The organism is Streptacidiphilus anmyonensis, assembly GCF_000787855.1.
Taxonomy (GTDB): domain Bacteria; phylum Actinomycetota; class Actinomycetes; order Streptomycetales; family Streptomycetaceae; genus Streptacidiphilus; species Streptacidiphilus anmyonensis.
In genome coordinates this window covers 45,665-67,974 of sequence record NZ_BBPQ01000014.1, presented here as the reverse complement: position 1 = coordinate 67,974, position 22,310 = coordinate 45,665, and the positions used below count along the sequence as shown (strand labels likewise).

20 protein-coding genes and 3 pseudogenes are annotated in these 22,310 nt (G+C 73.5%); 14 read left to right on the top strand and 9 right to left on the bottom strand.

All coding sequences use genetic code 11. From position 1 onward, the window contains the following. Positions 1–7 precede the first annotated feature (7 nt). Both TR50_RS16005 and TR50_RS16000 read right to left on the bottom strand, forming a co-directional pair. Positions 8–1,177: a decaprenyl-phosphate phosphoribosyltransferase gene (locus TR50_RS16005; RefSeq protein WP_084700386.1), complete on the bottom strand. Its 1,170-nt coding sequence runs from the start codon at positions 1,175–1,177 to the stop codon at positions 8–10. Continuing rightward, positions 1,174–2,244 (bottom strand): phosphodiester glycosidase family protein, encoded by a 1,071-nt coding sequence (locus TR50_RS16000; protein ID WP_042421147.1) that lies wholly within the window; start codon positions 2,242–2,244, stop codon positions 1,174–1,176. Before TR50_RS16000 ends, TR50_RS16005 begins: the two co-directional genes overlap by 4 nt. A gap of 613 nt (positions 2,245–2,857) precedes the next feature. On the opposite strand from TR50_RS16000, the gene TR50_RS15995 reads away from it, so the two are divergent. Then, entirely contained in the window at positions 2,858–4,111 is a 1,254-nt protein-coding gene (locus TR50_RS15995; RefSeq protein ID WP_042421144.1) for a YncE family protein, read from the top strand. A 46-nt stretch (positions 4,112–4,157) separates the two neighbouring features. Here the strand turns inward: TR50_RS15995 and paaI are convergent, their stop codons facing one another. Next, positions 4,158–4,526 (bottom strand): hydroxyphenylacetyl-CoA thioesterase PaaI, encoded by a 369-nt coding sequence (gene paaI, locus TR50_RS15990; RefSeq protein ID WP_042421351.1) that lies wholly within the window; start codon positions 4,524–4,526, stop codon positions 4,158–4,160. A gap of 150 nt (positions 4,527–4,676) precedes the next feature. On the opposite strand from paaI, the pseudogene TR50_RS48795 reads away from it, so the two are divergent. The 3 genes and pseudogenes from TR50_RS48795 to TR50_RS15980 form a co-directional block, all read left to right on the top strand. Continuing rightward, positions 4,677–4,778: pseudogene (locus TR50_RS48795) on the top strand (SDR family oxidoreductase); the annotation flags it as partial. A 55-nt stretch (positions 4,779–4,833) separates the two neighbouring features. Beyond that, positions 4,834–5,274, top strand: a complete 441-nt coding sequence (locus tag TR50_RS15985) for a MarR family winged helix-turn-helix transcriptional regulator (protein WP_042421141.1) — start codon at positions 4,834–4,836, stop codon at positions 5,272–5,274. Beyond that, complete coding sequence (locus TR50_RS15980; protein ID WP_201776829.1) at positions 5,271–5,771, top strand: hypothetical protein; 501 nt, start codon at positions 5,271–5,273, stop codon at positions 5,769–5,771. The genes TR50_RS15985 and TR50_RS15980 overlap by 4 nt, the downstream gene beginning before the upstream one ends. 15 nt (positions 5,772–5,786) lie before the next feature. Here TR50_RS15980 and TR50_RS15975 read toward each other — a convergent pair whose 3' ends face one another. Next, complete coding sequence (locus TR50_RS15975) at positions 5,787–8,087, bottom strand: GH92 family glycosyl hydrolase (RefSeq protein ID WP_152648424.1); 2,301 nt, start codon at positions 8,085–8,087, stop codon at positions 5,787–5,789. A 279-nt stretch (positions 8,088–8,366) separates the two neighbouring features. Here TR50_RS15975 and TR50_RS15970 point away from each other — a divergent pair, with 279 nt between their 5' ends. From TR50_RS15970 to TR50_RS48790, 7 genes and pseudogenes are all read left to right on the top strand, one after another. Further along, entirely contained in the window at positions 8,367–8,738 is a 372-nt protein-coding gene (locus TR50_RS15970; protein WP_236654441.1) for a SpoIIAA family protein, read from the top strand. Between the two features lie 65 nt (positions 8,739–8,803). After that, positions 8,804–8,980: a hypothetical protein gene (locus TR50_RS48165; protein ID WP_201776828.1), complete on the top strand. Its 177-nt coding sequence runs from the start codon at positions 8,804–8,806 to the stop codon at positions 8,978–8,980. An 18-nt stretch (positions 8,981–8,998) separates the two neighbouring features. Beyond that, positions 8,999–9,481, top strand: a pseudogene (locus TR50_RS15965) (GNAT family N-acetyltransferase); the annotation flags it as partial. A 154-nt stretch (positions 9,482–9,635) separates the two neighbouring features. Further along, on the top strand, positions 9,636–9,992 hold the full coding sequence (locus TR50_RS15960; protein WP_042421138.1) for an ArsR/SmtB family transcription factor: 357 nt from the start codon (positions 9,636–9,638) through the stop codon (positions 9,990–9,992). Positions 9,993–9,997: 5 nt separating this feature from the next. Then, positions 9,998–10,195 carry a DUF6126 family protein gene (locus TR50_RS15955; RefSeq protein ID WP_152648423.1) on the top strand — a complete coding sequence of 66 codons (198 nt, stop codon included), beginning with the start codon at positions 9,998–10,000 and terminating at the stop codon, positions 10,193–10,195. Between the two features lie 93 nt (positions 10,196–10,288). Further along, the gene (locus tag TR50_RS15950) at positions 10,289–10,672 is read left to right on the top strand and encodes an STAS domain-containing protein (RefSeq protein ID WP_042421132.1); all 384 of its coding nucleotides are present in this window, start codon (positions 10,289–10,291) and stop codon (positions 10,670–10,672) included. 281 nt (positions 10,673–10,953) lie between these two features. After that, positions 10,954–12,165, top strand: coding sequence for a helix-turn-helix domain-containing protein (locus TR50_RS48790; protein WP_042421128.1), 1,212 nt, complete (start codon positions 10,954–10,956; stop codon positions 12,163–12,165). 206 nt (positions 12,166–12,371) lie between these two features. Here TR50_RS48790 and TR50_RS15940 read toward each other — a convergent pair whose 3' ends face one another. Together TR50_RS15940 and TR50_RS15930 are read right to left on the bottom strand one after the other, a co-directional pair. Beyond that, positions 12,372–14,411 carry a tetratricopeptide repeat protein gene (locus tag TR50_RS15940; RefSeq protein WP_152648422.1) on the bottom strand — a complete coding sequence of 680 codons (2,040 nt, stop codon included), beginning with the start codon at positions 14,409–14,411 and terminating at the stop codon, positions 12,372–12,374. 125 nt (positions 14,412–14,536) lie between these two features. After that, positions 14,537–15,829 (bottom strand): AfsR/SARP family transcriptional regulator, encoded by a 1,293-nt coding sequence (locus TR50_RS15930; protein WP_160311119.1) that lies wholly within the window; start codon positions 15,827–15,829, stop codon positions 14,537–14,539. Positions 15,830–16,249: 420 nt separating this feature from the next. Between TR50_RS15930 and TR50_RS15925 the strand changes: the two genes are divergently transcribed. Together TR50_RS15925 and TR50_RS15920 are read left to right on the top strand one after the other, a co-directional pair. Further along, positions 16,250–17,629, top strand: a complete 1,380-nt coding sequence (locus TR50_RS15925) for a uracil-xanthine permease family protein (RefSeq protein WP_042421116.1) — start codon at positions 16,250–16,252, stop codon at positions 17,627–17,629. A 250-nt stretch (positions 17,630–17,879) separates the two neighbouring features. Beyond that, positions 17,880–18,368: a GNAT family N-acetyltransferase gene (locus tag TR50_RS15920; RefSeq protein WP_042421113.1), complete on the top strand. Its 489-nt coding sequence runs from the start codon at positions 17,880–17,882 to the stop codon at positions 18,366–18,368. A 376-nt stretch (positions 18,369–18,744) separates the two neighbouring features. Here the strand turns inward: TR50_RS15920 and TR50_RS15915 are convergent, their stop codons facing one another. Next, positions 18,745–19,623, bottom strand: coding sequence for an aldo/keto reductase (locus TR50_RS15915; RefSeq protein ID WP_042421110.1), 879 nt, complete (start codon positions 19,621–19,623; stop codon positions 18,745–18,747). Positions 19,624–19,662: 39 nt separating this feature from the next. Continuing rightward, positions 19,663–20,697 carry a zinc-binding dehydrogenase gene (locus tag TR50_RS15910; protein ID WP_042421106.1) on the bottom strand — a complete coding sequence of 345 codons (1,035 nt, stop codon included), beginning with the start codon at positions 20,695–20,697 and terminating at the stop codon, positions 19,663–19,665. Between the two features lie 370 nt (positions 20,698–21,067). Here TR50_RS15910 and TR50_RS15905 point away from each other — a divergent pair, with 370 nt between their 5' ends. Then, positions 21,068–21,958, top strand: coding sequence for a helix-turn-helix domain-containing protein (locus TR50_RS15905; protein WP_042421103.1), 891 nt, complete (start codon positions 21,068–21,070; stop codon positions 21,956–21,958). A 40-nt stretch (positions 21,959–21,998) separates the two neighbouring features. Here the strand turns inward: TR50_RS15905 and TR50_RS15900 are convergent. After that, positions 21,999–22,310 (bottom strand): annotated as a pseudogene (locus TR50_RS15900) (LysR family transcriptional regulator); the annotation flags it as partial.

Sequence of the window (22,310 nt, the reverse complement as noted above, 5' to 3'; positions counted from 1 at the left end):
TCCCCGTTCACAGCATCGGCGCCAGGAAGGCCAGCAGCCAGAGCAGTTCGGCTGCCAGCATGCGACGGTCGCTGAGCAGCAGGTCCTCAACGCGGGCGACCGGGCGGCGGTCGACCAGGTGGTCGAAGCGCAGCAGGGCGTAGAGCAGCGGGAGGGTGCTGAGCGCGTGCCAGCCGTCGCCGGTGCCGAGCGCCCAGCCGAGGTAGGCGAGGACGGTGACGGCGAGCAGCGCCCGTCGCAGCAGGCGGAGCCCGCGCGCGTCGTAGTGACCGAGGGCGGGCCGGTGGGCGGCCGCCTCCGCGCCGAGCAGCCGCGTCTCGGCGGACCGCTTGGCGGCGGCGACGAACAGCGCACCGAGGGTGCAGACCAGCAGGAACCAGCCGGAAGGCGGAATCCGCGAGGCGACCGCGCCGCCGACCGCCCGGAGCACGAAGGCCGAGGCCAGCGCGGCGAGTTCGACGCCGGGCAGGTGCTTGAGAGCGCGCGAGTACAGGACGCTGAGCAGCAGGTATCCCGCCAGGACGCCGAGGAACCCCGCTCCGGGCACGGCCGCCGCCAAGGCCATGGCCGCGAGCGCGAACACCACGGCACACACCCGCCCCTGCGTGACGGTCAGCTCCCCCGAGGCGAGAGGCCGCGTGCGTTTCGCCGGGTGGCGGCGGTCGCGGTCCAGGTCGGCGAGGTCGTTGACGCAGTACCCGGCCGCGGCGGCGAGCGTGAAGGCGCCGACGGCGAGGGCGAGGTCAGCGGGCCCGCGCCCGTCCCGCCCGGTACTCCCGGCGGCCAACGGCGCGGCGAGCACGAGCAGGTTCTTGGGCCACTGACGCGGCCTCGCGGTCCGCAGAACCGCCACCGCGGTCGCCCGGCCACCGCCGCGCGCTCGCGCGGACGCGGACGCCGGCTTGGACGCGGGCGCGGAGGCGGACGCCGGCACGGGCGCGGACGCAGACGCAGACACAGGCGTAGACGCGGACGCGGACGCGGACCTGGACACAGAGGCGGACGCGGGCGCGGCCGCGGACGCGTACGCGTTGCCCTCCGGGCGCGGGGTCTCGGGCGCCCGGGGCTCCGCGCCGCAGCCGGCGCGCGGGCGGACCGGGGAGCCGCGGGTGACGACCGGTCCGGGCCTGCCCGGCTCCGCGGGCGCGTCGGACGAGGCCGGCGGGACGGCGCTCATCGGGCGAAGACCGCGACGAAGTCGCGGCTGGTCGTGGAGTAGTAGCGGTCGGCCGGACGCTGCTGGCCCTCCAGCAGCTTGACCGGGACCGGGTCCGCGCCGCCGACCGGCGGCCGGTAGGACATGAACGACATCCACGCGGGGTTGATGTCGAGCTGCATCGCCTCCACACAGCCCGCCCGCTGGAGCAGGTCGGCCAGGGTCCGGACGGACAGCGCCGGTCCGTAGACGAAGACGACCCGGCCGTCGGCCGTGACGCCGGCCCCGGAGCGCCAGACGAAGTACGCCCCGCCGATCGTCGCGCCCCACCCGGACTCGATGTTCGTGTCGACCGCCGCGGGCACGACACCGTGGTCGACGATGAGTCTCAGGTTCTGCCGCACGCCCACGACCTGCGGGGTCATCGACACGCCACGGCCCCACACGCCGACGGCGACGCGGCCGTCGCGGTAGAAGACCAGGGAGGCCGCGCCCGGCGTCAGCGTCCCGCGCGTGGTGCCGTTCAGGTAGAAGCCGCCGCCCGCTTCGTTGATCTTGAATCCGCCGTTGAAGGTGGCCACGAGCGCGGACCGCCCACCCGCCGGGACGTCGTACGGCGCACCCCAGTTGGCGGTGCCGGGATCGCTCCAGCCGGGGTGCAGCTCGAAGCGGAGCAGCGTGGGGTCCATGGAGGCGACGGCTGCGACGTAGGAGGTGTGCTGCGCGTCGGGGCGCAGGTACGCACCGAGCAGGGCGGGCTTGCCGTCGACGGTCCGCAGCACCTGCCAGGTCCCTTCGCCGGGCAGCGGCGGCCCGGCGGGCGAGACCAGCCGGGGTGGCAGCGCCTGGGTGTGCACCGTGGCGTGCGGCGCGGCGGGGCGCAGCGCGATCGTGGGCCGGCCACCGACCCTGGGCGGGTTGAGGTCGTACTGGATCGTCTCCATCAGCGTGACGACGGGGGCGAGATGGTTGTTGCGCCCCCAGTCCGCGACCCGCGCGACGACGCTGTCGTCGCCGGGGGCGGTGAGCGCCTGTCCGAGTGACCAGCTGATCCAGATCAGCAGGGCGGCGAGCAGAGCGGTGAGCACCCGCGCCCAGGGCCTTTGCGGAACGGCCCGCAAGCGCCTTCCCGCACGCCGGACCCGGCCGGTCGCTCCGGCCGACCCGTTCGACGCGTCTGCCCCGTCCGTCTGCGGAGGGCGGGCGTCGTCGTCCGACCCCCGGCTCCCCAGCAGTTCGGACATCACTGGCCACCTTCGTCGGCCGCTCCTTCATCGTCCCACGGCAGCACCGACCCGGCCGCCGCTGCCGGTCCGCCGACAGGAGTTCGCCTGCGGGCGGTGTCGTGTGCATCCGCCGGGCCGCTATCGTCGCGCCCGACCCCGCCCCCCCGATGCCCGACCGGCATCGCCGACCCAGCCCCATGGAGCAACACCGCGATGGACACGCAGGAGACCCCGGCGCAGACCTCAGCGCAGACCGCCGGGAAGGCCGCCGGGGAGTCAGCCGCACCGCCGGTGTGCTACCGGTACCGGGAGCGCGAGCGCCACGTCGGCTGCACCCGCGTGCGGAAGGCTCTGAGCTCGCCCCGTCGGCGTTTTCCCGCTGCACGGGCCTTGGCTGTTGCGCCCGGACTCCCTACCGTCGAGTAGCCACAGGGGGCTTGAGGTGAGCACTCCAAAACCATGCGGGGAGGCATCCATGCGGGCGATCGGCACCTTACGCGGCACGGTCGTGGCGGTGAGCGGCGCGCTGCTGCTCGGCGCGGGGCTGGCCGGACCACCGGTCGCGGCCGCGCAGGCCGCCCATGTCGCTCGGTCCAGCCACGTCACCACCACCGCAGCCGGGTTGCGGGACGTGATCGTCGTCGGGAACAGCCAGGCCGGGACCGTCAGCTTCCTCGACGCCCACACCTTCGCCAATCTGGGCTCGTTGAACGTGACCGCCGACGCGCAGCAGGTCATCGCGCAGATGGACCCGATCCAGTGGGCCGGCTTCCAGACCGTCACCTCCGTCGAGGGCGGCAACCGGTGGGTGGACGACGCGCAACTCTCGCCGGACGGGCGGACGCTGTACGTCTCGCGCGGCAACCTCGACGACGTGGCCGCCTACGACATCGCGTCCGGAAGGCAGGTGTGGCGGACCCGGCTCGACGGCTTCAAGGCCGACCACGCCGCGCTCTCCCCCGACGGCACCCGGTACGTCGTCTCCGCGACCACCGCGCAGAAGGCGGAGGTGCTCGACACCTCGAACGGGAGCGTGGTCGGCTCGTTCCCGACCGGGACCTATCCGCACCAGAACGACTACTCCGCCGACGGCCGGTACATCTACAACTCCAGCATCGGCGTCACCTCGCTGCCGCAGTCGATGGAGTGGGCCAAGGGGACGTTCCAGCTCACCAAGGTCGACGCGCGCACCCTTCAGGTCGTGCAGACCTGGCTGTTCCCGCACGGCATCCGGCCCAACGTGATCGAGCCGGACGGGCGGACGATGTTCACCGACCTCTCCTACCTCAACGGCTTCGCGGAGTTCGACCTCGCCACCGGCCGCCAGGTCCGGACCTACCCCATGCCGTACAGCGCGGCGGGCGCGGCCCTCAGCCCGGACAGCTACCCGCAGAACTCGGCGCACCACGGTCTCGCGCTCTCCGGCGACGACTCGCGCGTCTGCGACGCGGGCACGATCGACGACTACGCCTCGATCGTCAACGCCGCCGACGGCTCGACCGTCGGCACGGTCACCTACCCGACCGGCAGCCTCCCGTACTGGGCGACCAGCAGTGCGGACGGCTCGCTGTGCTTCGTCTCGCTCAGCAAGGCCGACGCCGTCTCGGTGATCGACTACGCCACCGGCAAGGAACTCGGCCGTGTGCCGGTCGGCGCGTTCCCGCAGCGCGAGCGCACCGGCGCGATCGACCCGGCTGTACTTCCGGACCTGTCTCCGTCGGCGGGCTGAGCGGGTCCCGCCGCATCACGGGAAGCCGTCGGACGCAGCCGCATTCTCAGGGCCTGAGACTGCGGCTGCGGCCGCGGAACTCGGCGACGACCTCGTCGCCGCGCCGGACGGTCACGTCGTAGACGCCGCTGCGGCCGTAGCGGGTCCGTTCCTCCGCCGTCGCGACGAGCTCGTCGCCCTCCCGCACCTGCGCGACGAAGACGATGTCGGCCCCGGCCGCCACCGTGACGGGGCCGTGGCTGTTGCAGGCGCACGAGAACGCGCTGTCGGCGAGCAGGAAGACGTACCCGCCGTGCCCGATACGGTGGCCGTTGACCATGGCCGGGGTGACCTTCATCCGCACCACGGCCCGGCCGGCCCCGAGCTCCTCCAGGTGGATGCCGAGACCGGCGGAGGCCGCGTCCGCCTCGAACATCGCGCGCGCGGCGGCCAACCCGGCCGCGTCGCGGGAGGCGGAGGCGGGAACGTCGATGGGGTCGCCGTCGGGGTTCGTCATGGCTGGAGGGTATCCCGCACGCGCCCGGCGCCGGCCGGCATCCCGGGCCGGGAATCCGGTTGTCCCGCCCCGGCGGACACCGCCCGCTTCGTCGGCTTCCTCTGCTCACCGGACGGCGGCTGGATCAACGGCCAGCTCCTCTGCAGCGACGGCGGGTTCTCCGTCCGCTGATGCCGACCGTCCGCGCACTTGCCGGAGATACAACGAAATCGTAGTATTCGAAATCGTGGAACCTCCTCGCGATCCCGCCTCCGCCGACCCCTCACCGCTGCTCGCGCTCCAACGCGCGACGCACGCGACCCTTCAGGTGATCACCGCCGAGCTGGCGGGCCTGGGCATGACGGCGTCCGAGATCAACGCTCTCGCCAACCTGGCCGACGGGCAGCCCCGGACGGTCTCGCAGCTCGGCGCGGCCGTCGGGTCCCGGCCGACGACGCTGACCAGCGTGCTGGACCGCCTGGAGCGGCGCGGCCACATCACCCGCGGCACCCGGGCCGGAGACCGCCGCGCGGTGGTCGTCGAGCTGACGCCCTCCGGGCGGCGCGCCGCGGAGCAGGTCCGGTCGACGCTCGCGGAGCTGGAGCGGGCGGCTCTGAGCGGCCTGCCGCCGGAGGCGGTGGCCGGGTTCCACCAGGTCCTGCAAGCACTGACAGAGGTGTCGTCATGAACCACTCCACGCAACCCGACAGGCACCGCGACACGCAGGCCGACTCGCAGTCCGACACGCACCCGGCCGCGCTCCCCTCACCCGCCTTCCGGCAGCTCATGGCCGAGGTGATGGCGGACGCGGAGCGCTTCGGGCACCGCCAGCACGTCCAGCTGACCTGGCTGGCCGTGCGCCGCCACGGCGCGTCCCAGGCCGTCGAGCTGGTCGGCGAGGGCATCCGCCGCACCGCGACCGCGGCCGGCGCGCCGCAGAAGTTCCACGTGACGATGACCCGTGCCTGGGTCGAGCTGGTGGCGCATCACCTCGCGGCGGACGACGGCGCGAACCCCGCGAGGGCAGCGGGGGCCGACTTCGACGCCTTCGCCGCCCGCCACCCCGAACTGCTGGACAAGGCGCTGCTCTCCCGCTTCTACACCCCGCAGACCCTCGCCGCCGACACCTCGCGCACTACCTGGATCGAGCCCGACCTCGCCCCGTTCCCCTGGCAGCCCGCCTGAGCGGCGCGCCTCTCGTCACGGGTACTCCGGCGGCCCGTCGGAGGGGCCGGTGCCCCAGGACGGGGAGGTCTCGCGGGTGAGGGCGAAGTCGAGGCCGCCGGTGGTCAGCGCGTCGGTCCAGGTGCGCTGGGTGCCGCGGCCGTCGCGGGTCAGCGCGGCGATGTGGTCGCCCGCTCCGTGCGTGGTGATGGTGAGGTCCCCGCGACCGGGGCGGTGGACGACGGCGCGCGGGAACAGCGGCGTGGACAGCGCGAGCGTCGTGGTCCCGGGGGTCTCCGGGTAGAGGCCGAGCGCGGCCCAGACGTACCAGGAGCTGAGTGCGCCGAGGTCGTCGTTGCCGGGTTCGCCGTCGGGGGTGTCGGCGTAGAGCTCGTCCATGATGGCGCGGACCACGCTCTGCGTCCGGGCGGGCCGGCCGGTGCTGTCGTAGAGCCAGGGGGTGCCGATCCCTGGCTCGTTGCCCTGCCAGTGGTACGGGCGGCCCGGTCCGGCGTTCAGCTGGCGGAAGTACCGGTCGAGCCGGCCGTTGGTCGCGTCCGAGCCGCCGAGCAGCCGGATCAGGGCCGGGAGGTCCTGCGGCACCATCCACAGGTACTGGGCGGCGTTGCCTTCCTGGAAGCCGTCCTGGGCCTGGCCGTCCCGGAGGTCCCCGAGGGCCGGTCCCGGCGGGAACGCGCCGCCTGGGTCGCGCGGGCGCAGGTAGCGGGTGGCCGGGTCGTAGAGCCTGCGCCAGTTGCGGGCGCGGTCGCGGAACCGGCCCGCCGTGTCGCCGTCGCCGAGGGCGGCGGCCAGACGGGAGACGGCGAAGTCCGCGACGGCGTACTCCAGCGTGGTGGAGGCGCCGTTGTGTACGTGGGAGGTGGAGTCCTGGCGGTCGTTGGGCACGTAGCCCAGCCGAAGGTAGTCCTGCCCGCCGGGCCGCTCGGTGTACCAGCCCTGGCCGCGCGGGCCGCCGGTGTCCTCCGCGCCGTGGACCATCAGCCGCAGCGCGTGACCCGCGTCGAACCCGCCGTCGCCGAGGGCGCCGATCTCGGCGATCATCGAGTCGGCCGGGTCGCCGTTCATCACGCCCGTGTAGCCGTCGGCGTACGGCCACTTGGGCAGCCAGCCGCCCTGGTCGGAGTCGGCGAGCAGGGAGGTCGCGAGGTCGTCGGCCCGCCCGGGGAAGAGCAGCGCGAGCAGCGGGACCTGGCAGCGGTAGACGTCCCAGCCGGAGATGTTGGCGTACTGGACGTGGCCGGGCGCGACGCGGTGGATGCGGCCGTCGAAGCCGGGGTAGCGTCCGTCCACGTCGCTGAAGGTGTCCGGGTGGAGCAGCGAGTGGTAGAGCGCGGTGTAGAAGACGGTCCGCCGGGCGCGGGTCCCGCCGCTGACGCTGATCGCCTCGAGCGCGCCGCGCCAGGACGCGCGGGCCCGGTCCGCGACCGTCCGCATGTCCCAACTGTCCGCCTCGGCGTCGAGATTGGCCCGCGCGCCGTCCTCGCCGACCCAGGAGACGCCCGCCTGCATGCGCACGCGCTGCTGGCGCCGGGTGTCGAAGGTGAGCGTCGCACCCGGCACCGGGCCGCGCGAGGACGCCCGCCACCTCGCGGCCCGGAAGGGTCGGTCGAAGCGGAGGACGAAGTGCAGCGTGGAGGCGTGCGGGGTGCTGCAGAAGTGACCGGAGGTCACCTGCCCGGCGAGTTCCCGGTCGTTGACGACCCGGACCGTCGCACGGGTGCTGGCGGTCGCCCCGCCTGCGACGTTGACGAGCAGCGCCACCGCGTCCCGGCGCGGATAGGTGAACTGGGCCGTCCCTGTCCGGGTGGTGACGCTCAGTTCGGTCCGCACCCCGTCGGCGGTGACGGCGTAGTAGCCCGGTCGCGCGGTCTCCTCGCGGTGGTCCAGCGGCACCCGCGCCGACTGCGGCGCGGCGGGCGCGGCGCCGGGCAGCGGCAGCACGGGCACGTCCCCGGCGGCCGGACACCCCGGGCCGGACAGGTGGGTGAGGCTGAAGCCGGTGATCTGACGGTCCCCGTACGCGTAGCCGCCGCCGTCGGGCCGGGACGGGGTGTCGGGGCTCCACTGCACCATTCCGAAGGGCGCCGAGGCCCCGGGGAAGGTGTCGATCCGCCCGACCCAGCGCCCGCCCTCACCCGTGCCCACGAACGGGTCCACGTCCGCCGTCGGGTCCGCCTCGCCCTCGCCGCGGGCGACCTTCCCATCCACCCCGACGCCCGCCCACCGCTGCGGTGCGCCGTGCGCGGGAGCGACCGCCCCGGCCATCACGACCGCGACGGCGACGACTCCGGACACGGCGACGCGACCGATCCGCACGCCCACCCCTCCCTCTCCCGGTTCCCGGTTGCCGGTTGCCCGCCGGGTTGCTCACCCCGGCGGCGGCCCTGCTGGTTGACGTCCAGTCACAGCCCGGATGACGCACAGTAGATCGGGCGTCGGAACGGCCGGGGAGCCACTCCGACGCGCCGCGCCGCCTCCCCCGATCGTGTCGACGCGTTGGCCTGTGTGGGCGCAGGCGAACGCTGCGCGCACGGCCCGCCGAGGAGGATGTCCCTCCGGGGCCACCGCGTCGGATGGGAGCGTGCCGTGATCGAGATGCTGGAGAACCTGCCCGAGGGCGTCATCGGGTTCAGGCTCCGGGGTCGCCTGTCCGGCGAGGACTACGAGCAGGTCCTCTCCCCCGTCCTGGCCGCCGCCGCCCAGGCGGGTCCGGTCCGCTGCGTGCTGGTCGTCGAGGAGTTCCAGGGCATGACCGCAGAGGCGATGAAGGACGACATGAAGCTGGGCCTGGAGCACCTGCGCGGCTGGAAGCGCATCGCCGTCGTCACCGACGTCGCCTGGATCGGCAACCTGACCAACCTCTTCGGCTGGATGATCCCGGGCGAGACGAAGGTCTTCCCGCTCTCCTCCCTCGCCGCCGCGACGACCTGGGCCGCCGCCGAGACCGGCACCGACGGCGACACCTGACGCCCCGCGGGGGGCGCGTGATTAATCGGAGGTGGACGCCGGTGGAAGCCGCTACGTTGGCGTGCGTGGCGACCACGACGAGGACCGCGTCCACGTATCCTCCGCTGAACGTGGAGGTGCACACGCCCCGGCTGTCGCTGCTGGGGGCGACGGACGAGCTGCTGGAGCGGCTCCTGCCCGTGGTGCGCAAGGGAGTGGTCACCGCGCCGCCGTGGCCCTTCGACGACCCGATGTCGCTGTAGGAGGAGAGCCCGGAACGGGAATGGTCCTGGCTCCGCAGGATCTGGGCCGGCCGCGCACGGCTCGGTGTCTCCTTCTGGCGGCTGTACTTCGTGGTGGTCGTCGACGGCGAGCCGTTGGGCATGCAGGATCTGGTGGCGACCGACTTCTGCGATTTCGGCAGCGTCACCACGTTCTCCTGGCTCGACCGCGACGCGCGCGGTCGCGGACTGGGCAAAGAGATGCGCCAAGCCGTGCTGCACCTGGCGTTCGACGGATTCGGAGCCCGGGCTGCCACCAGCGGCGCCTTCGTCGACAACCACGCGTCGAACCGGGTCTCGGAGGCCCTCGGCTACCAGCGCAACGGCAGCGACTGGGCCACCCGGCGCGGCGAGGCCGCCGAGCTCCAGCGCTGGCGGCTGACGCGCGAGCGGTGGTCGGAGCGCCGACGCGAGGACATCGACCTGGTCGGCGTCGCCGAATGCCGACCGGTTCTCGGGCTCGCGGCCCCGGACGATCACTGAACACGGCTGCCGCGGTCGCGTCGGCGCCCGACTGCTGCCCGACCCTCCGCTTCGCAGGAGTCACGAATTGAAGATTTCTTCAATTGCTGCGATGCTGCCCCTCGCACCCGGCGGCCGATGCCGGGCGCGTGTGCGCAGGAAGGAGTGCGGGGCGGTGCCGGTTCCGCTGTATCAGGCGAAGGCGGAGTTCTTCCGGATGCTGGGCCATCCCGTGCGGATCCGCGTGCTGGAGCTGCTGCAGGACGGGCCGATGCCGGTGCGGGAGCTGCTGGCGAACATCGAGGTCGAGCGGTCGAACCTGTCGCAGCAGCTGGCCGTGCTGCGGCGGTCCGGGATCGTGACGTCGGCGCGGGAGGCGGACACCGTCGTCTACTCGCTGGCCGGTCCCGACGTCGCCGAGCTGCTGGGGGCCGCACGGCGGATCCTGACCGAACTGATCGCCGGGCAGCAGGGACTGCTCGACGAGCTGCGTGCGACCCAGCCCGTCGGCGCGCCGACCCGGGGCCGGTGAGCGCCATGTCCGAGGAGAACGCCCAGATGTCCGCCGATCCGATTCCCCCCGCGATCCCCGCGCCGGCACAGGTCGGCACGGAGGGCAGCGGCCGCAGGTCGAACAAGGGGGTGTGGATCCGTGCTTTCATCTACGTCATCGGCTTCCACGTTTTCGCCGGGTTCGTGATGCTCCTCTTCTACGCGGGCTCGCACCGCCACTGACACACCGCCCGACCCCGCCCGACACCGTCCGACACCGTCCGACCTCGCCCCACCCCGTCCGACCCCGCCGGACGCCGTCAGAAGGAGCCGACGATGACGATCCAGTGGCACCTCACCACCCGGCCGGCTGCGGACGTGCTCCAGCTCACCGGCTACCTGGGGGACGACGCCGTCACCCGCTTCGGCGGGGCCGTGGGCTGGGCCCTGGCGCGCGGGCAGGGGCCGTTGCTGCTCGACCTCTCCCGGCTCAAGGGCTGGTCGGCGGGCGGGCGGGACGCGGTCGCGGAGGCGGCCGAGCGCCTCGCCGTGGACGGCCGACGCCTGGAGCTCGTCGCCGGCCCCGGCGACCCCGACCTGCCCGCGCCGGCAGGCCTCACCACCTACGCGGACCTCGCCGCCGCGCTCGACGCGCACGCCGGACCGGCCGCGGACGGCGAGGTCTGGCACAGCAGCCAGTGGGGCGACCAGGCGGGGTGACGCCGCGCGTCGGCCCGGTGCGCAGCGCCGAGGGTTGCACCGGCCGAGGCGGCCAGGACGTGGTCTTTGACGTCCCTTCACCCTCCTTGGTGAATGGTTGACTTACGTACCGACACCTGGCGGGAGGACACCCCCCGCCAGTGGGGGTGTCGTGGCGCCCTTTGCATGGTGAGGTGAGGCCGTGACGTAAGGCGCATATGGGTTCCGGAACCCGAAATGGCGAGAACATGCCAAATCTGCCGTGTTCGGGCGGGCGGACCCGGAGGACGGAGGGGTCGACGATGGGCACGGCTGCGCTGGTGGACTGCGTCGGACTGACAGCACCCGAGGAGGCGCTCTACCTGCGGCTGCTGGCCGAGCCCGGCAGGCCGGTCGCCGATCTCGGCGAGGGGCTCGGCGTGCCCGTGTCACTGGTCCGGGCACGCCTCGCCGCGCTCGCCGCACTCGGCCTCGCCACGGAGGACGGCGTGCGCTCCGCGCCCGCACCCACGCTGGACCAGGCGCGCGGCGCGCACTGCCCCGAAGGCGCGTCCGACGCCCACCCTCTGTCACCCTACGGCGGGCACGCGGGCCCCACCCGCGACGGACGCGACCGGCACGACCGGCAAGACGCCGCGGGCGGCGTCTGGCGGGCGACCGCGCCCGACGTCGCGCTCGAGGCCCTCGCACGCGGCCGCGAAGCCGAGCTGATCCGACTGCGCGGGCGCGTCGAGGAGTTGATGCGCGGCTACCGCCACGGCCAACGGGCCGACAGACCCGAGGAGTTGATCGAGGTGGTCAGCGGCCGTGAGGCCGTCTCCGCGTGCTGGCGCTCACTCCAGTCCGGCGCGCACGGCTCGCTGCGGATCCTGGACCGGGCCCCGCACCTCCTCGTGTCCACGCCGCAGGACGAGGCGGTGATGCTGCGCAGGGGCGTGCGGGTGGAGGTCATCTACGAGCACGACACCGTGCGCGACGCGCAGCGGCTCGCGGCGATCCACGACTCCATGGCGCTCGGCGAGCAGTCCCGGATGCTGCCCACGCTCCCGTTCAAACTGGCCCTGGTGGACGACCGTTGGGCACTGCTGCCGGTCAGCACCGGCACCGTGCCGGACAGCGCCCTGGTGGTGCGGCGGTGCTCCCTGCTGGACGCGCTCTCCCGGCTGTTCGCGCTCTGCTGGTCCCAGGCGATGCGCATCCCCCGCGCCCAGCCGCCTCGTTCGGACCCGGACCCCGCACGGGGACCGGAGGCGATCCCGGCGTCGGACGAGTCGGCCGGGGCCCGGGGCGGCGACGGCGCGACGCCCGCGACCGCCGCGTCGTCCGAACCGCTGGTCCGCCGCCACGAGTTGCTCGCGCTCCTCGCCGACGGTCTGACCGACGAGAGCATCGCAGGGAAGATGGGCGTCTCCACCCGGACCGTGCAGCGCCTGGTCCGCGAGTTCATGGACAGCTGCGGCGCCCGTACCCGCTTCCAGGCCGGCGTCCACGCCGCCCGTGAGGACCTGATCTGAGGGTCCGAGGGTCGGAGGCTCTGAGACTCTCCACCCGCGAGCCGAAAGCGGACCCGCCTACGGCCTGAGGCGAGGCCCGCACCGCACGGCTCCCCGCTCCGGCGCCTACACCGGCAAAGGTGCCCGCGCCGGCGCGGGTCACCCGGGCATCGGCCCGGCCCGATCCCGCCGTGCCCGCCGTCCTGCCGTGCCTGCCGCCGACCCGCTCAGCCACGCCCCGTTCCGCCGGGATGCGCGTCCTCCAGCGCGGCCAGGTACGCGGCAGCCCCAGCCGTCTCGGCGGCGCCCAGGCCCCGGTAGAGCGTGACCGCCCGGCGCAGGTCGGCGACCGCCGCCCGGCTGTCGCCAAGACGGGCCGCACAGCGGCCGGCTCCGTCGAGGGCCCGGGCCTCGTCGATGGAGCTGTGGACCTCCCGCGCGAGATCGCGCGCCCGCCGATAGGGGGTCAGCGCCTGCTCCGGTCCGGCGGTATCGGCCACGAGCGCGCCGACGCTGTTGAGCACCTCCGCCGCGCCCTGGGGGTCCCCCACCTCGTGGAACAGGGTCAACGCCCGGTCCAGCAGCTCGGACGCCGCCGGATGCTCCCCTCGCGCGTGGCGCAGGCGGCCGAGTTCGTGCAGGGCGTTGGCCTCGCCCTGGCGCTGGCCGAGCTCCTGGTAGAGGGCCAGGGCCCGGTCCAGCCGGTCGGCCGCGCCCGGGAGATCGCCGGTCGTCAGCCGGACCCGTCCCAGCTCCCACAGCGCGTTGGCCTCGCCGAGCCGCTGGCCGAGCTGCCGGTAGATGGTCAGCGCCCGCTCGTGCAGGTCGCCCGCGTCCTGCCAGGCCCCGGTCAGGTACCGGACACGGCCCAGGTCCTGGAGGGTGTTGGCCTCGCCCTGACGCTGGCCGAGCTCCTGGTAGAGCGTCAGCGCCTGGTCCAGCAGCGCGGAGGCGTCCGCGACGTCGCCCGTCACCAGGCGGGCTCGTCCCAGCTCACAGCGGGCGTTGGCCTCGCCCTGCTGGTCCCCGATGCCCTGGTAGCCGGACAGGGCCAGCTCCAGCAGCTCGGCCCCGGCGAGGTAGTCGCCGGTCGCCTGGCGAATCCGGGCCAGTTCGCAGTGGGCGTTGGCCTGGCCCTGGAGGTCCCCGGTCTCCCTGAAGGCCGCCAGGGCCTGTGCCTGGAGCTCCTCGGCCTCGGGGTACCGGCCCGTCATGTACCGGAGGCGGCCCAGTTCGTGCCGGGCGTTGGCCTCGCCCTGGCGGCTCTCCTGGAACTGGTGGAGCGTCAGGGAACGGCCGAGCAGTTCGTCGGTGTGCGCGTACTTCCCCGTCATGTGCGTGACCCGGGCGCAGTCCAGAAGGGCTCCGGCCTCGCGGAGTCGGTCGCCGCCCTCACGCGCGACGTCCGCCGCCGTCTCGTGCAGGGCGACGGCCTGTCCCCAGTGGCCGTCCTGCTGGAGGAAGGCCGCCAGGGCCTCGGTGAGGGCGAGGGTCCGCGTGGGCCCGGCCTCGGCGACGGCCGCGACCAGGTTGCCCCGCTCCGCACGCATCCAGGCCGCCGCGGCCGCCCGGTCCGGCAGGTCCGGAACCGCCACGGACCCGGCCCCGGCGGTCCTCACGGCGCCTACGGCCTCTGCGGTCCCTGCGGACGTCTGCCCCGGTACCGGCCGGGCGGGGCGGGTGTAACGGACGAGTCGCCGGTCGGCGGCCCTGGCCGCGCATTCGTAGTAGTCGAACAGCCGGTCCGTCGCGGCGGCGCTCTCCTCGGGTGCGTCGGCGGCGAGGCCGCGGGCGTGGAGGCGGACGAGGTCGTGGAAGCGGTAGCGGCCCGGCGTGCGTTCGGTGAGCAGGTTCTGGTCGAGCAGGGACTCCAGCAGCCGCTCGGCCGTGCGGCGGTCGGCGGCGATGAGGTTCGCGGCGGCGAAGACGTCGAAGTCCGGCCCGGGGACCAGTCCGAGGCAGCGGAAGAGCTGCCGCTCGGTGTCGAGCAGGGCGGCGTAGGACGACTCGAAGACGGCTGCGAGGTCCCGGTCCTCGTCCTTGAGCTGGCCCAACCGGCCGCGCTCGTCCCGCAGCTGGTCGAGCAGCTCCTCGACGCGCAGGGCGCGGTGGTGGCGCAGCCGGGAGGCCACGATCCGCACGGCCAGCGGGATGTGGCCGCACAACGCCACCAGCTCGCCGACCGCCGGGTGGTCGTGCGGGATCCGGTCCGGGCCGGCGACCTTGCACAGCAGCATGGCGCCCTCGGCCGGCGAGAGGGTGCCCACCGTCAGCAGGTGCGCGTCGTCGAGCCCGCTGAGCCGCTTGCGGCTGGTGACCAGGACCAGGCAGTCCGAGGTACCGGGCAGCAGGGGGCGGACCTGGGCGGTGCTCGCCGCGTTGTCGAGGACGATCAGGGTCCGGGTCCCGGCCAGGCGGGACCGGTAGAACGCGGCACGGCTCGCCGGCCCCGCGCCGGCACCGCCTGGGTCGGCACACCGAGCGAGGTGAGCAGGTGGTGCAGCGCGTCCATGGAGCTGAGCGGCTCCAGGCCGGCCGTGTTGCCGTGGAGGTCGACGAAGAGCTGACCGTCAGGGAACCGGCCGCTCAGCAGGTGCGCGGCACGGACGGCGAGCGCGGACTTGCCCACCCCGCCCATCCCGTCCAGGGCGCTGATCACCACCGCCCCGACGGCTTCGTGCCGTTCCTGCGGCTCCACGGCGGACAGGACCGAGCGGAGCTCGTCGGCACGGCCGACGAAGGCGCGCGTGTCCGCGGGCAGTTGGAAGCGGAAGCCTTCCAGCGCCCTCGTGGACGCACCCGGCGTGGGCATCAGCGCGGGCCCCGCCGTCGGTGTCGCCGTCTGCGTCTCCGTCCGCGTCGCGGGAACGCGAACGGGAACGGGAACGGGAGTCGGCGTCGAGGAAGCCGTCGTGCCGGTTGTCGTCGCCGCCTGCGCGACCGCCAGCGCCGGGTCGTTCCTCAGGATCCGCCGGTGGAGCGTCTGGGTCTCGACGGAGGGTTCGATGCCGAGCTCCTCCACCAGGCCGCGCCGCAGGGCGTGGAACGTCTCAAGGGCCTCGGCCTGTCGCCCGTCGCGGTACAGGGCGAGCATCAACTGCGCGTGGAACGCCTCGCGGAGCGGATGGGCGCAGGTCAGTGCGCGCAGTTCGCCGACCAGGTCACCGTGGCGCGCGAGGTTCAGGTCGGCCGCCATCCGGCCGTGGATCGCCTGGAGGCGGGCCTCGTGCAGGTGGTGCACCTGCGGGTGGTCCGCCAGCGCGGGCACGTCCGCGAACGGGTCGCCACGCCACAGTGCCAGCGCGGCCAGGTACTCCGCCGAGGAGCGGTGCCAGTCGCGCCCGGACAGCGCGCGGCGTCCGGCCGCGCAGTGCTCCTCGAACGTCCGAAGGTCGAGACCGTCCGGTCCGACGTGGACCAGGTACCCGGGGGCCACCGCCTCGATCTGGCGTCCGCCCTCGCCCAACGCCTGCCGCAGGCGGGTGATCTGGTTGTACAGGGAGGAGGTCGCCGAACCCGGCTGATCCTTGCCCCACAGGTACTCGACGAGCCGATCGGCGGAGACGACGGTGTCGGCGTGCGCCAGCAGGGCCCCGAGCAGCGTCCGGCGCCGCAGGCCGCGCACCTGCACCTGACCGCCGTCGTCCGCCCACGCCTGGACCGGGCCCAGCACTGCAAACCGCACGCTCGCTCCCCCTCGCTCCCCCCGCTGCCGAGCTGGTCGTGAACTCGACAGGCAGATGGTAGTCGCGTGACAGGTCGCATCGAAACCATCAGTCACGCGCCCCGACCATGATCGCTACGGGAGGGGCCGGCACCAGGCCGCCGGTCGACGGGGTGGCCGGGGTGGGCTGCGGTCCGCACAGGGGACGGACCGCAGCCCACCCCGACTCCCCCTCGGCCGAACCCGCGCACCCGCGAAGCGCAGAGGCGTCAAGCTGCCTGCCGGGGAGCCGACCCGAAACGGCTCCCCGGCAGGCCTTCCCACTGCGGGCACGCGGCACGCCCGCCGTCGCGGCACCCACCGGCCGCGCTCCTGCCGAGCGCGCCCGTTCTGGCATGAAATGATCCGTCTGCACGCGACCGGCAGAACGGAGATGTGTCGATGGGCGGCCTCGGCGTCGGGTGGAAGCTGCACAACGGCGGCCGCCCGCCCGCTCCGGGCGCGGTCGTCGCACCGGACGAGCGGCTCAGCTGGGGGCGGACCGTCGGGCTGGGCGCGCAGCACGTCGTGGCGATGTTCGGCGCGTCCTTCGTGGCGCCGGTGCTGATGGGGCTGAACCCGAATCTGGCGATCATGATGTCGGGGATCGCGACGATGCTGTTCCTGCTCTGGACGCGCGGGACCATCCCCTCCTACCTCGGCAACAGCCTCTCCTTCGTCGGCGCCGCCGCGACCATCCGGGCGCAGGGCGGCGACACCGCCGAGATCACCGGCGCACTGCTGGTCACCGGCGCGGTCCTGGCGGGCTGCGGGTTCGCGGTGAAGGCGCTGGGCGCCCGCATCGTCCACACCGTGCTGCCACCCGTCGTCACCGGCGCCGTGGTGATGCTGATCGGCTTCAACCTCGCCCCCGTCACCGCCGGGACCTACTGGCCGCAGGACCAGTGGGTGGCCCTCGCGACCATGGCCGCGACCGGCCTCTTCCTGGTCGCGCTGCGCGGCTTCTGGTCCCGCATCGCGATCTTCCTCGGGCTGCTCTTCGGATACCTGCTCTCCTGGATCCTCGACCGCTCCCTGGGCAGGATCCACTCCCCGGACGGCAGCGGACAGACCACCACCCACTGGCGCCTCGACCTCTCCGCGGTCTCCCACGCCGCGTGGATCGGCCTCCCCCACTTCCACGCCCCCGCGTTCGACGCCTCCGCGATCCTGGTCGCCCTCCCCGTCGTCATCGCCCTCATCGCCGAGAACACCGGCCACGTCAAAGCCGTCAGCGAGATGACCGGCGCCGACCTCGACCCGCGTATGGGCGACGCCATCGCCGCAGACGGCGTCGCCACCGTCATCTCCACCGCCGTCGGCGGCGGCGCGACCACCACCTACGCCGAGAACATCGGCGTCATGGCCGCCACCCGCGTCTACTCCACCGCCGCCTACTGGGCCGCCGCCTGCTTCGCCCTCCTCTTCGGCCTGTGCCCCAAGTTCGGCGCCATCGTCGCCGCGATCCCCGGTGGCGTCCTCGGCGGCATCACCGTCGTCCTCTACGGCATGATCGGCCTCCTCGGCGCCCAGATCTGGATCCGCAACCGCGTCGACCTCACCAACCCCGTCAACCTCATCCCCTGCGCCGCCGGCATCATCATCGGCGCAGGCGGCGTCAGCCTCCACATCACCAAGAACTTCACCCTCAGCGGCATCGCCCTGGGCACCATCGTCACCCTGACCGGTTACCACACCCTCCGCGCCCTGGCCCCCGCCCACCTCCGCGAGGCAGCGGGGGCCGGACCCGCAACACCGGACCCGCAGCCCCGAGACTCCTGAACCCGCCCGAAGACCCCAGCACGACACGACCGAAGCCGCGACCGGAATCCCGGTCCAGACTTGGCGCGCCCCCGCCCACCGGCGTCCCCGTGCTGCCCCGGGCGCCCCGAACCTCGCCGACGCCCCACCCCAGTCGCGAGCGCAAGCCCTTCCGGCTGACGTCGGGGCCGGTCCGAAACCCCTTGGACCGCACCGGGACCGGCTTGCTGAAATGGGATACGGCCGCTGTCGGAGTCGAAGGGATGCGTCGATGACCGAGATCAGGCTGCACCTGTCGGTGCGCGGCCTCACCGACGCGGACCTGCCGGCCTGCGGCTGGGCCGGGTCGCCCAAGCACGTACGCGAGCTCGTCCACCAGATCCGCCGCGCCGAGGCGGGCGAGATCGACTACCTGGCGGTCTGCACGCCGGTCGGGCTCCCGGTGGCGGTCGGCGGCATCGACTACACGGTCAGGCCCGGCGCCGGCATGCTCTGGCAACTCAGCGTCCACCCGGCCCTGCAGTCCTGCGGGATCGGCACGCTGCTGATCCGCTCCGCCGAGCAGCGGATCGGCGGACGGGGCCTGACCCGCGCCGAACTCGGCGTCGAGGAGAGCAATCCGCGTGCCCGTGCCCTCTACGAACGCCTGGGCTACCGGGCCTTCGGCCGCGAGCTCGACTCCTGGGACGTGGAGGCCGAGGACGGCTCGCTCCAGCGGTACGAGACGATGTGCACGCTGATGCGCAAGGACCTGACGTGACGCTGGATTTCGCGGCGTTCGTCGCCGAAGCGAAGGCCGCCCCGGCCGTCGTCGGGCTCGTCCTCAAGGGCTCGCGGGCCCACGACGGCATGACCACCCGTCACTCCGACCACGACCTCTACGTCATCCTCGCCGACGACGCGGCGAGCGAGCTCGCCGCGCTCGACGGCTACCGCTCCGCGCGGCTCGACCTGGTCGTCACCACCCTCGAACAGTTCCGCCGGCCCGCCGACGGGGAGCGGTACGCCATCGCCCGCTCCCGGGTGCTGGTCGACCGCCGCGACGGGGAGATCACCCGGAGTGGGGCGCTCCAGCCGGACAGTCGGTGGCGGGTCGGTCCCGCTCATGCGCGCGTGCGGGCGGTGCTGAGAGGCGGTCAGGCTTCGGGGATGTCGCGGCCGAAGGTCTCCAGGGTGATGACGTCGGGTTCGGGTCCGCCGCGGACTCCGGTGTCGAGGGCGTCGAGGGCTGCGAGTTCGGCGGGGGTGAGCTCGAAGTCGAAGACGTCGAAGTTCTCCGCGATGCGCTCGGACCGGACGGACTTGGGGATGGCGGAACGGCCTTGCTGGAGGTGCCAGCGGATCATGACCTGGGCGGGGGTCTTGCCGTGGGCGGTGGCGATGGCCGCGATGGCGGGGTCGTCGAAGGTGCTGGTGCCGGTGCCGCGGTAGCTGGTGATGCCGCCGATCGGGGACCAGGCCTGGGTGAGGATGCCGTGGGTGGCGTCGGCGGCCAGCACATCCCGCGGGGTGAAGTACGGGTGCACCTCGACCTGGTTCACCGCGGGCACGATGCCGGTCTGCTTGAGCAGGGCGTCGAGGTGGTCGGGCATGAAGTTGCTGACGCCGATCGAGCGGACGCGTCCGTCGGCGAGCAGGGTCTCCAGAGCTCGGTAGGCGTCCTGGGTGAGGTCGAAGCGGCTGGGCAGGGCCTGGTGCAGGATGAGCAGGTCGATCTGGTCGACGCCGAGCTTGCCGGCGCTCTTGTCGAAGGCGTGGAGCGTCTGGTCGTAGCCGTAGTCGCTGATCCAGACCTTCGTCTCGATGAAGACCTCCTCGCGCGGTAGTCCGGAGTCGCGGAGGGCCTCTCCGACTCCGCGTTCGTTGGCGTACGCGGCGGCGGTGTCGATGAGGCGGTAGCCGGTCTCCAGGGCGGTGCGGACGGCCTGGGCGGTGACATCCGGGGGTGTCTGGAAGACGCCGAAGCCGAGGGCCGGCATCGTCACGCCGTTGTTCAAGGTCACGTTGATGGTCATGCGGTTCTCCGAGCGGTGGCTGGGCGGGGGGAGGGTGGTTCAGGGGGTGACGAGGACCTTGAGGGCCTGGCGGTCGGCCATGGCGCGGTAGCCGTCGGGGACACCCGCCAGGTCGACGGTGCGGTCGAAGACGCGGCCGGGTTCGATGCGGCCCTCCAGGACGTCGGGGAGGATGTCGTCGATGTAGTGACGGGCCGGGTCGACGCCACCGGTCAGGGTGATGTTGCGCATGATCATGTCCATACCGATCGGCCCGTCGGTGTAGGAGGGGACGCCGACCCGGCTGATCACGCCGCCGTCGCGGACGGCAGCGAAGGACGTGGTCAGGGTCTGCATGGAGCCGACGCACTCCAGGACGGCGTCCGCGCCGCGGCCCGCGGTCAGCTTGCGCACCTGCTCGGCCCCCTCCTCGCCGGTGGCCAGGACGACGTCGGTGGCGCCGAATTCGGCGCCGAGGGTGGTGCGGTCGGTGTGGCGGCCCATCAGGACGACCTGCTCGGCGCCCAGGCGCTTGGCCGCGAGGACCGCGCACAGGCCGACCGCGCCGTCGCCGACGACCGCGACGGTCGTCCCGGGCCGGACGTTCGCGGTGACGGCGGCGTGGTGGCCGGTGCAGAACACGTCGGTGAGCGTCATCAGCGAGGGCAGCAGCGCGGAGTCGGGCGCGACGGGCAGCTTGACCAGGGTGCCGGTGGCTTGGGGGACGCGGACGGCCTCGCCCTGGCCGCCGTCGACCCCGGCGAAGCCGTACCGGCCACCGTGCGGGCAGGAGGTCTGCAACCCTCGCCGACACCACCAGCAGGTGTTGTCGGCGTAGGTGAACGGGGAGAGCACCAGGTCGCCGCGCTTGATACCGGTGACCTCGGCGCCGGTGTCCTCGACGATGCCGAGGAACTCGTGTCCCATCTGCCGGCCCGCCTCGGTGTCGGGGGCGGAGCGGTAGGGGTGCAGGTCGCTGCCGCAGATCGCGGCGCGGACGACGCGGACGATCGCGTCGGTCGGGGCTTGGATCACGGGGTCGGGCACGGTCTCGACGCGCACGTCTCCGGCTCCGTACAGCAGGGTGGCTCGCATGGGATCAAATCTCCTTGAGGTGATCAGTGACGGCATCCGCTCGGGTGCGGGCGGCTGACGAGGGTCAGCTGCGCCGATCAGCCGGGTGACGGGCCGCGCCCCACCTCGGCCACGGACGTCGCAGGCCTCCGCCGCGCCTTCGACGCGGTCGAGGCGCCGCTGCTGGCGCTGAAGAACCGGCGACCGGCCCGGCGCGAGGGTCGGATCGGCCGTTCGAGCGGCGGTGGACATCGGTGCCTCCTGCGGTGAAGCTGCTGGTGAATCGCTCTCCAGACAACACCGCCCACGCCGCCGATCCGGCGGTGAAAGGAACCCTGTCAGGGTCCCCCGGGCGCGTGTCCTCCACGGGGCTCGGCCGTAGTGTCGAGGCATGGACCGACGCAGCGAGATCCGCGACTTCCTCACCACCCGGCGCGCCCGCGTCACCCCCGAGCAGGCCGGCCTGAAGGTCTCCCCGCTCGCCGGTGCCCGCCGTGTCCCCGGGCTGCGCCGCGAAGAAGTGGCCCTGCTCGCCGGCGTCAGCCTCCCGTACTACACGCGGCTGGAGCGCGGCGACGCCCGCGGCGCCACCGACGCCGTCCTGGACGCCATCGCCCGCGCTCTGCTCCTGGACGACGCCGAACGCGCCCACCTGTTCGACCTCGTCCGCGCCACCAACGCCACAGCCGGCACCGCCGTCCAGGGCCGAGCTCCCCGGCCCCAGCGACGGGCGGTCCGCCCCGAGCTGTGGAACATGCTGGAGGCCATGAACGGCGTCCCCGCCTACATCCGCAACGGCCGCCTCGACCTCCTCGCCGCAAACGCCCTGGCCCGCGCGCTGTTCGCCCCGGTCTTCAACAGCCCCGCCCGGCCGGTCAACTCCGCCCGCTTCACCTTCCTCGACCCGGCCGCCCCCGCGTTCTACCCCGACTGGGACACTGTCGCCGACCAGAACGTCGCCACCCTGCGCGCCGAAGTCGGCCGCAACCCCCACGACAAGGCCCTGTCCGACCTGATCGGCGAACTGTCCACCCGCGGCGACACCTTCCGCGAACGCTGGGCCCAGCACGAGGTCCGACGCCACCGCGCCGGCGCCAAACGCCTCAACCACCCCCTTGTCGGGCAGTTGACGTTCACCTACGAGACGATGGAACTCGCCGCCGACGAAGGCCTGTACCTCATCGTCTGCGGAGTCGCCCCCGGTAGCCGCGACGCCGAGACCCTCGACCTCCTTGCCAGTTGGAACGCCACCGAGCCGACGACGTCGCCGTCGAACACCTGACGCGGCCACAGTCCTCCCACAGCGTCGAACCGCGGACAGGTCAAGCCCGATCTCCGCGAGTGAGGTGCTTGCCTGCGCAGCTGCGGAAGGCCGCCACCAGGCGGTTGCGGTCGCCGGTTCGGGTGGCCAGCACCACGTGGCTGGGCTCGACGCCGTCGAGCGGGACCGTGGTGAGGTCGGGGCGCAGGGTGTGGGTGGCGACGGAGATGGTCACCGCCTGCCCGCCGGCGATGAGTTCGAACTGCTCCGCGGCGGCGTCGATCAGGGGCCCGTCGGGGGCGGGGCGGCCGTCGGGGCGGGGGTCGATCCGCCAGAAGGCGCTGGCCAGCGGGTCGGCTCCGCGCACCTTGGG

Coding starts and splice junctions, on each gene's coding strand:
- TR50_RS16005 (WP_084700386.1), bottom strand. CDS start 1,177: ATGAGCGCCGTCCCGCCGGCCTCGTCCGACGCGCCCGCGGAGCCGGGC.
- TR50_RS15995 (WP_042421144.1), top strand. CDS start 2,858: ATGCGGGCGATCGGCACCTTACGCGGCACGGTCGTGGCGGTGAGCGGC.
- paaI (WP_042421351.1), bottom strand. CDS start 4,526: ATGTTCGAGGCGGACGCGGCCTCCGCCGGTCTCGGCATCCACCTGGAG.
- TR50_RS15980 (WP_201776829.1), top strand. CDS start 5,271: ATGAACCACTCCACGCAACCCGACAGGCACCGCGACACGCAGGCCGAC.
- TR50_RS15970 (WP_236654441.1), top strand. CDS start 8,367: ATGCTGGAGAACCTGCCCGAGGGCGTCATCGGGTTCAGGCTCCGGGGT.
- TR50_RS15955 (WP_152648423.1), top strand. CDS start 9,998: ATGTCCGAGGAGAACGCCCAGATGTCCGCCGATCCGATTCCCCCCGCG.
- TR50_RS15950 (WP_042421132.1), top strand. CDS start 10,289: ATGACGATCCAGTGGCACCTCACCACCCGGCCGGCTGCGGACGTGCTC.
- TR50_RS48790 (WP_042421128.1), top strand. CDS start 10,954: ATGGGCACGGCTGCGCTGGTGGACTGCGTCGGACTGACAGCACCCGAG.
- TR50_RS15925 (WP_042421116.1), top strand. CDS start 16,250: ATGGGCGGCCTCGGCGTCGGGTGGAAGCTGCACAACGGCGGCCGCCCG.
- TR50_RS15920 (WP_042421113.1), top strand. CDS start 17,880: ATGACCGAGATCAGGCTGCACCTGTCGGTGCGCGGCCTCACCGACGCG.
- TR50_RS15915 (WP_042421110.1), bottom strand. CDS start 19,623: ATGACCATCAACGTGACCTTGAACAACGGCGTGACGATGCCGGCCCTC.
- TR50_RS15910 (WP_042421106.1), bottom strand. CDS start 20,697: ATGCGAGCCACCCTGCTGTACGGAGCCGGAGACGTGCGCGTCGAGACC.
- TR50_RS15905 (WP_042421103.1), top strand. CDS start 21,068: ATGGACCGACGCAGCGAGATCCGCGACTTCCTCACCACCCGGCGCGCC.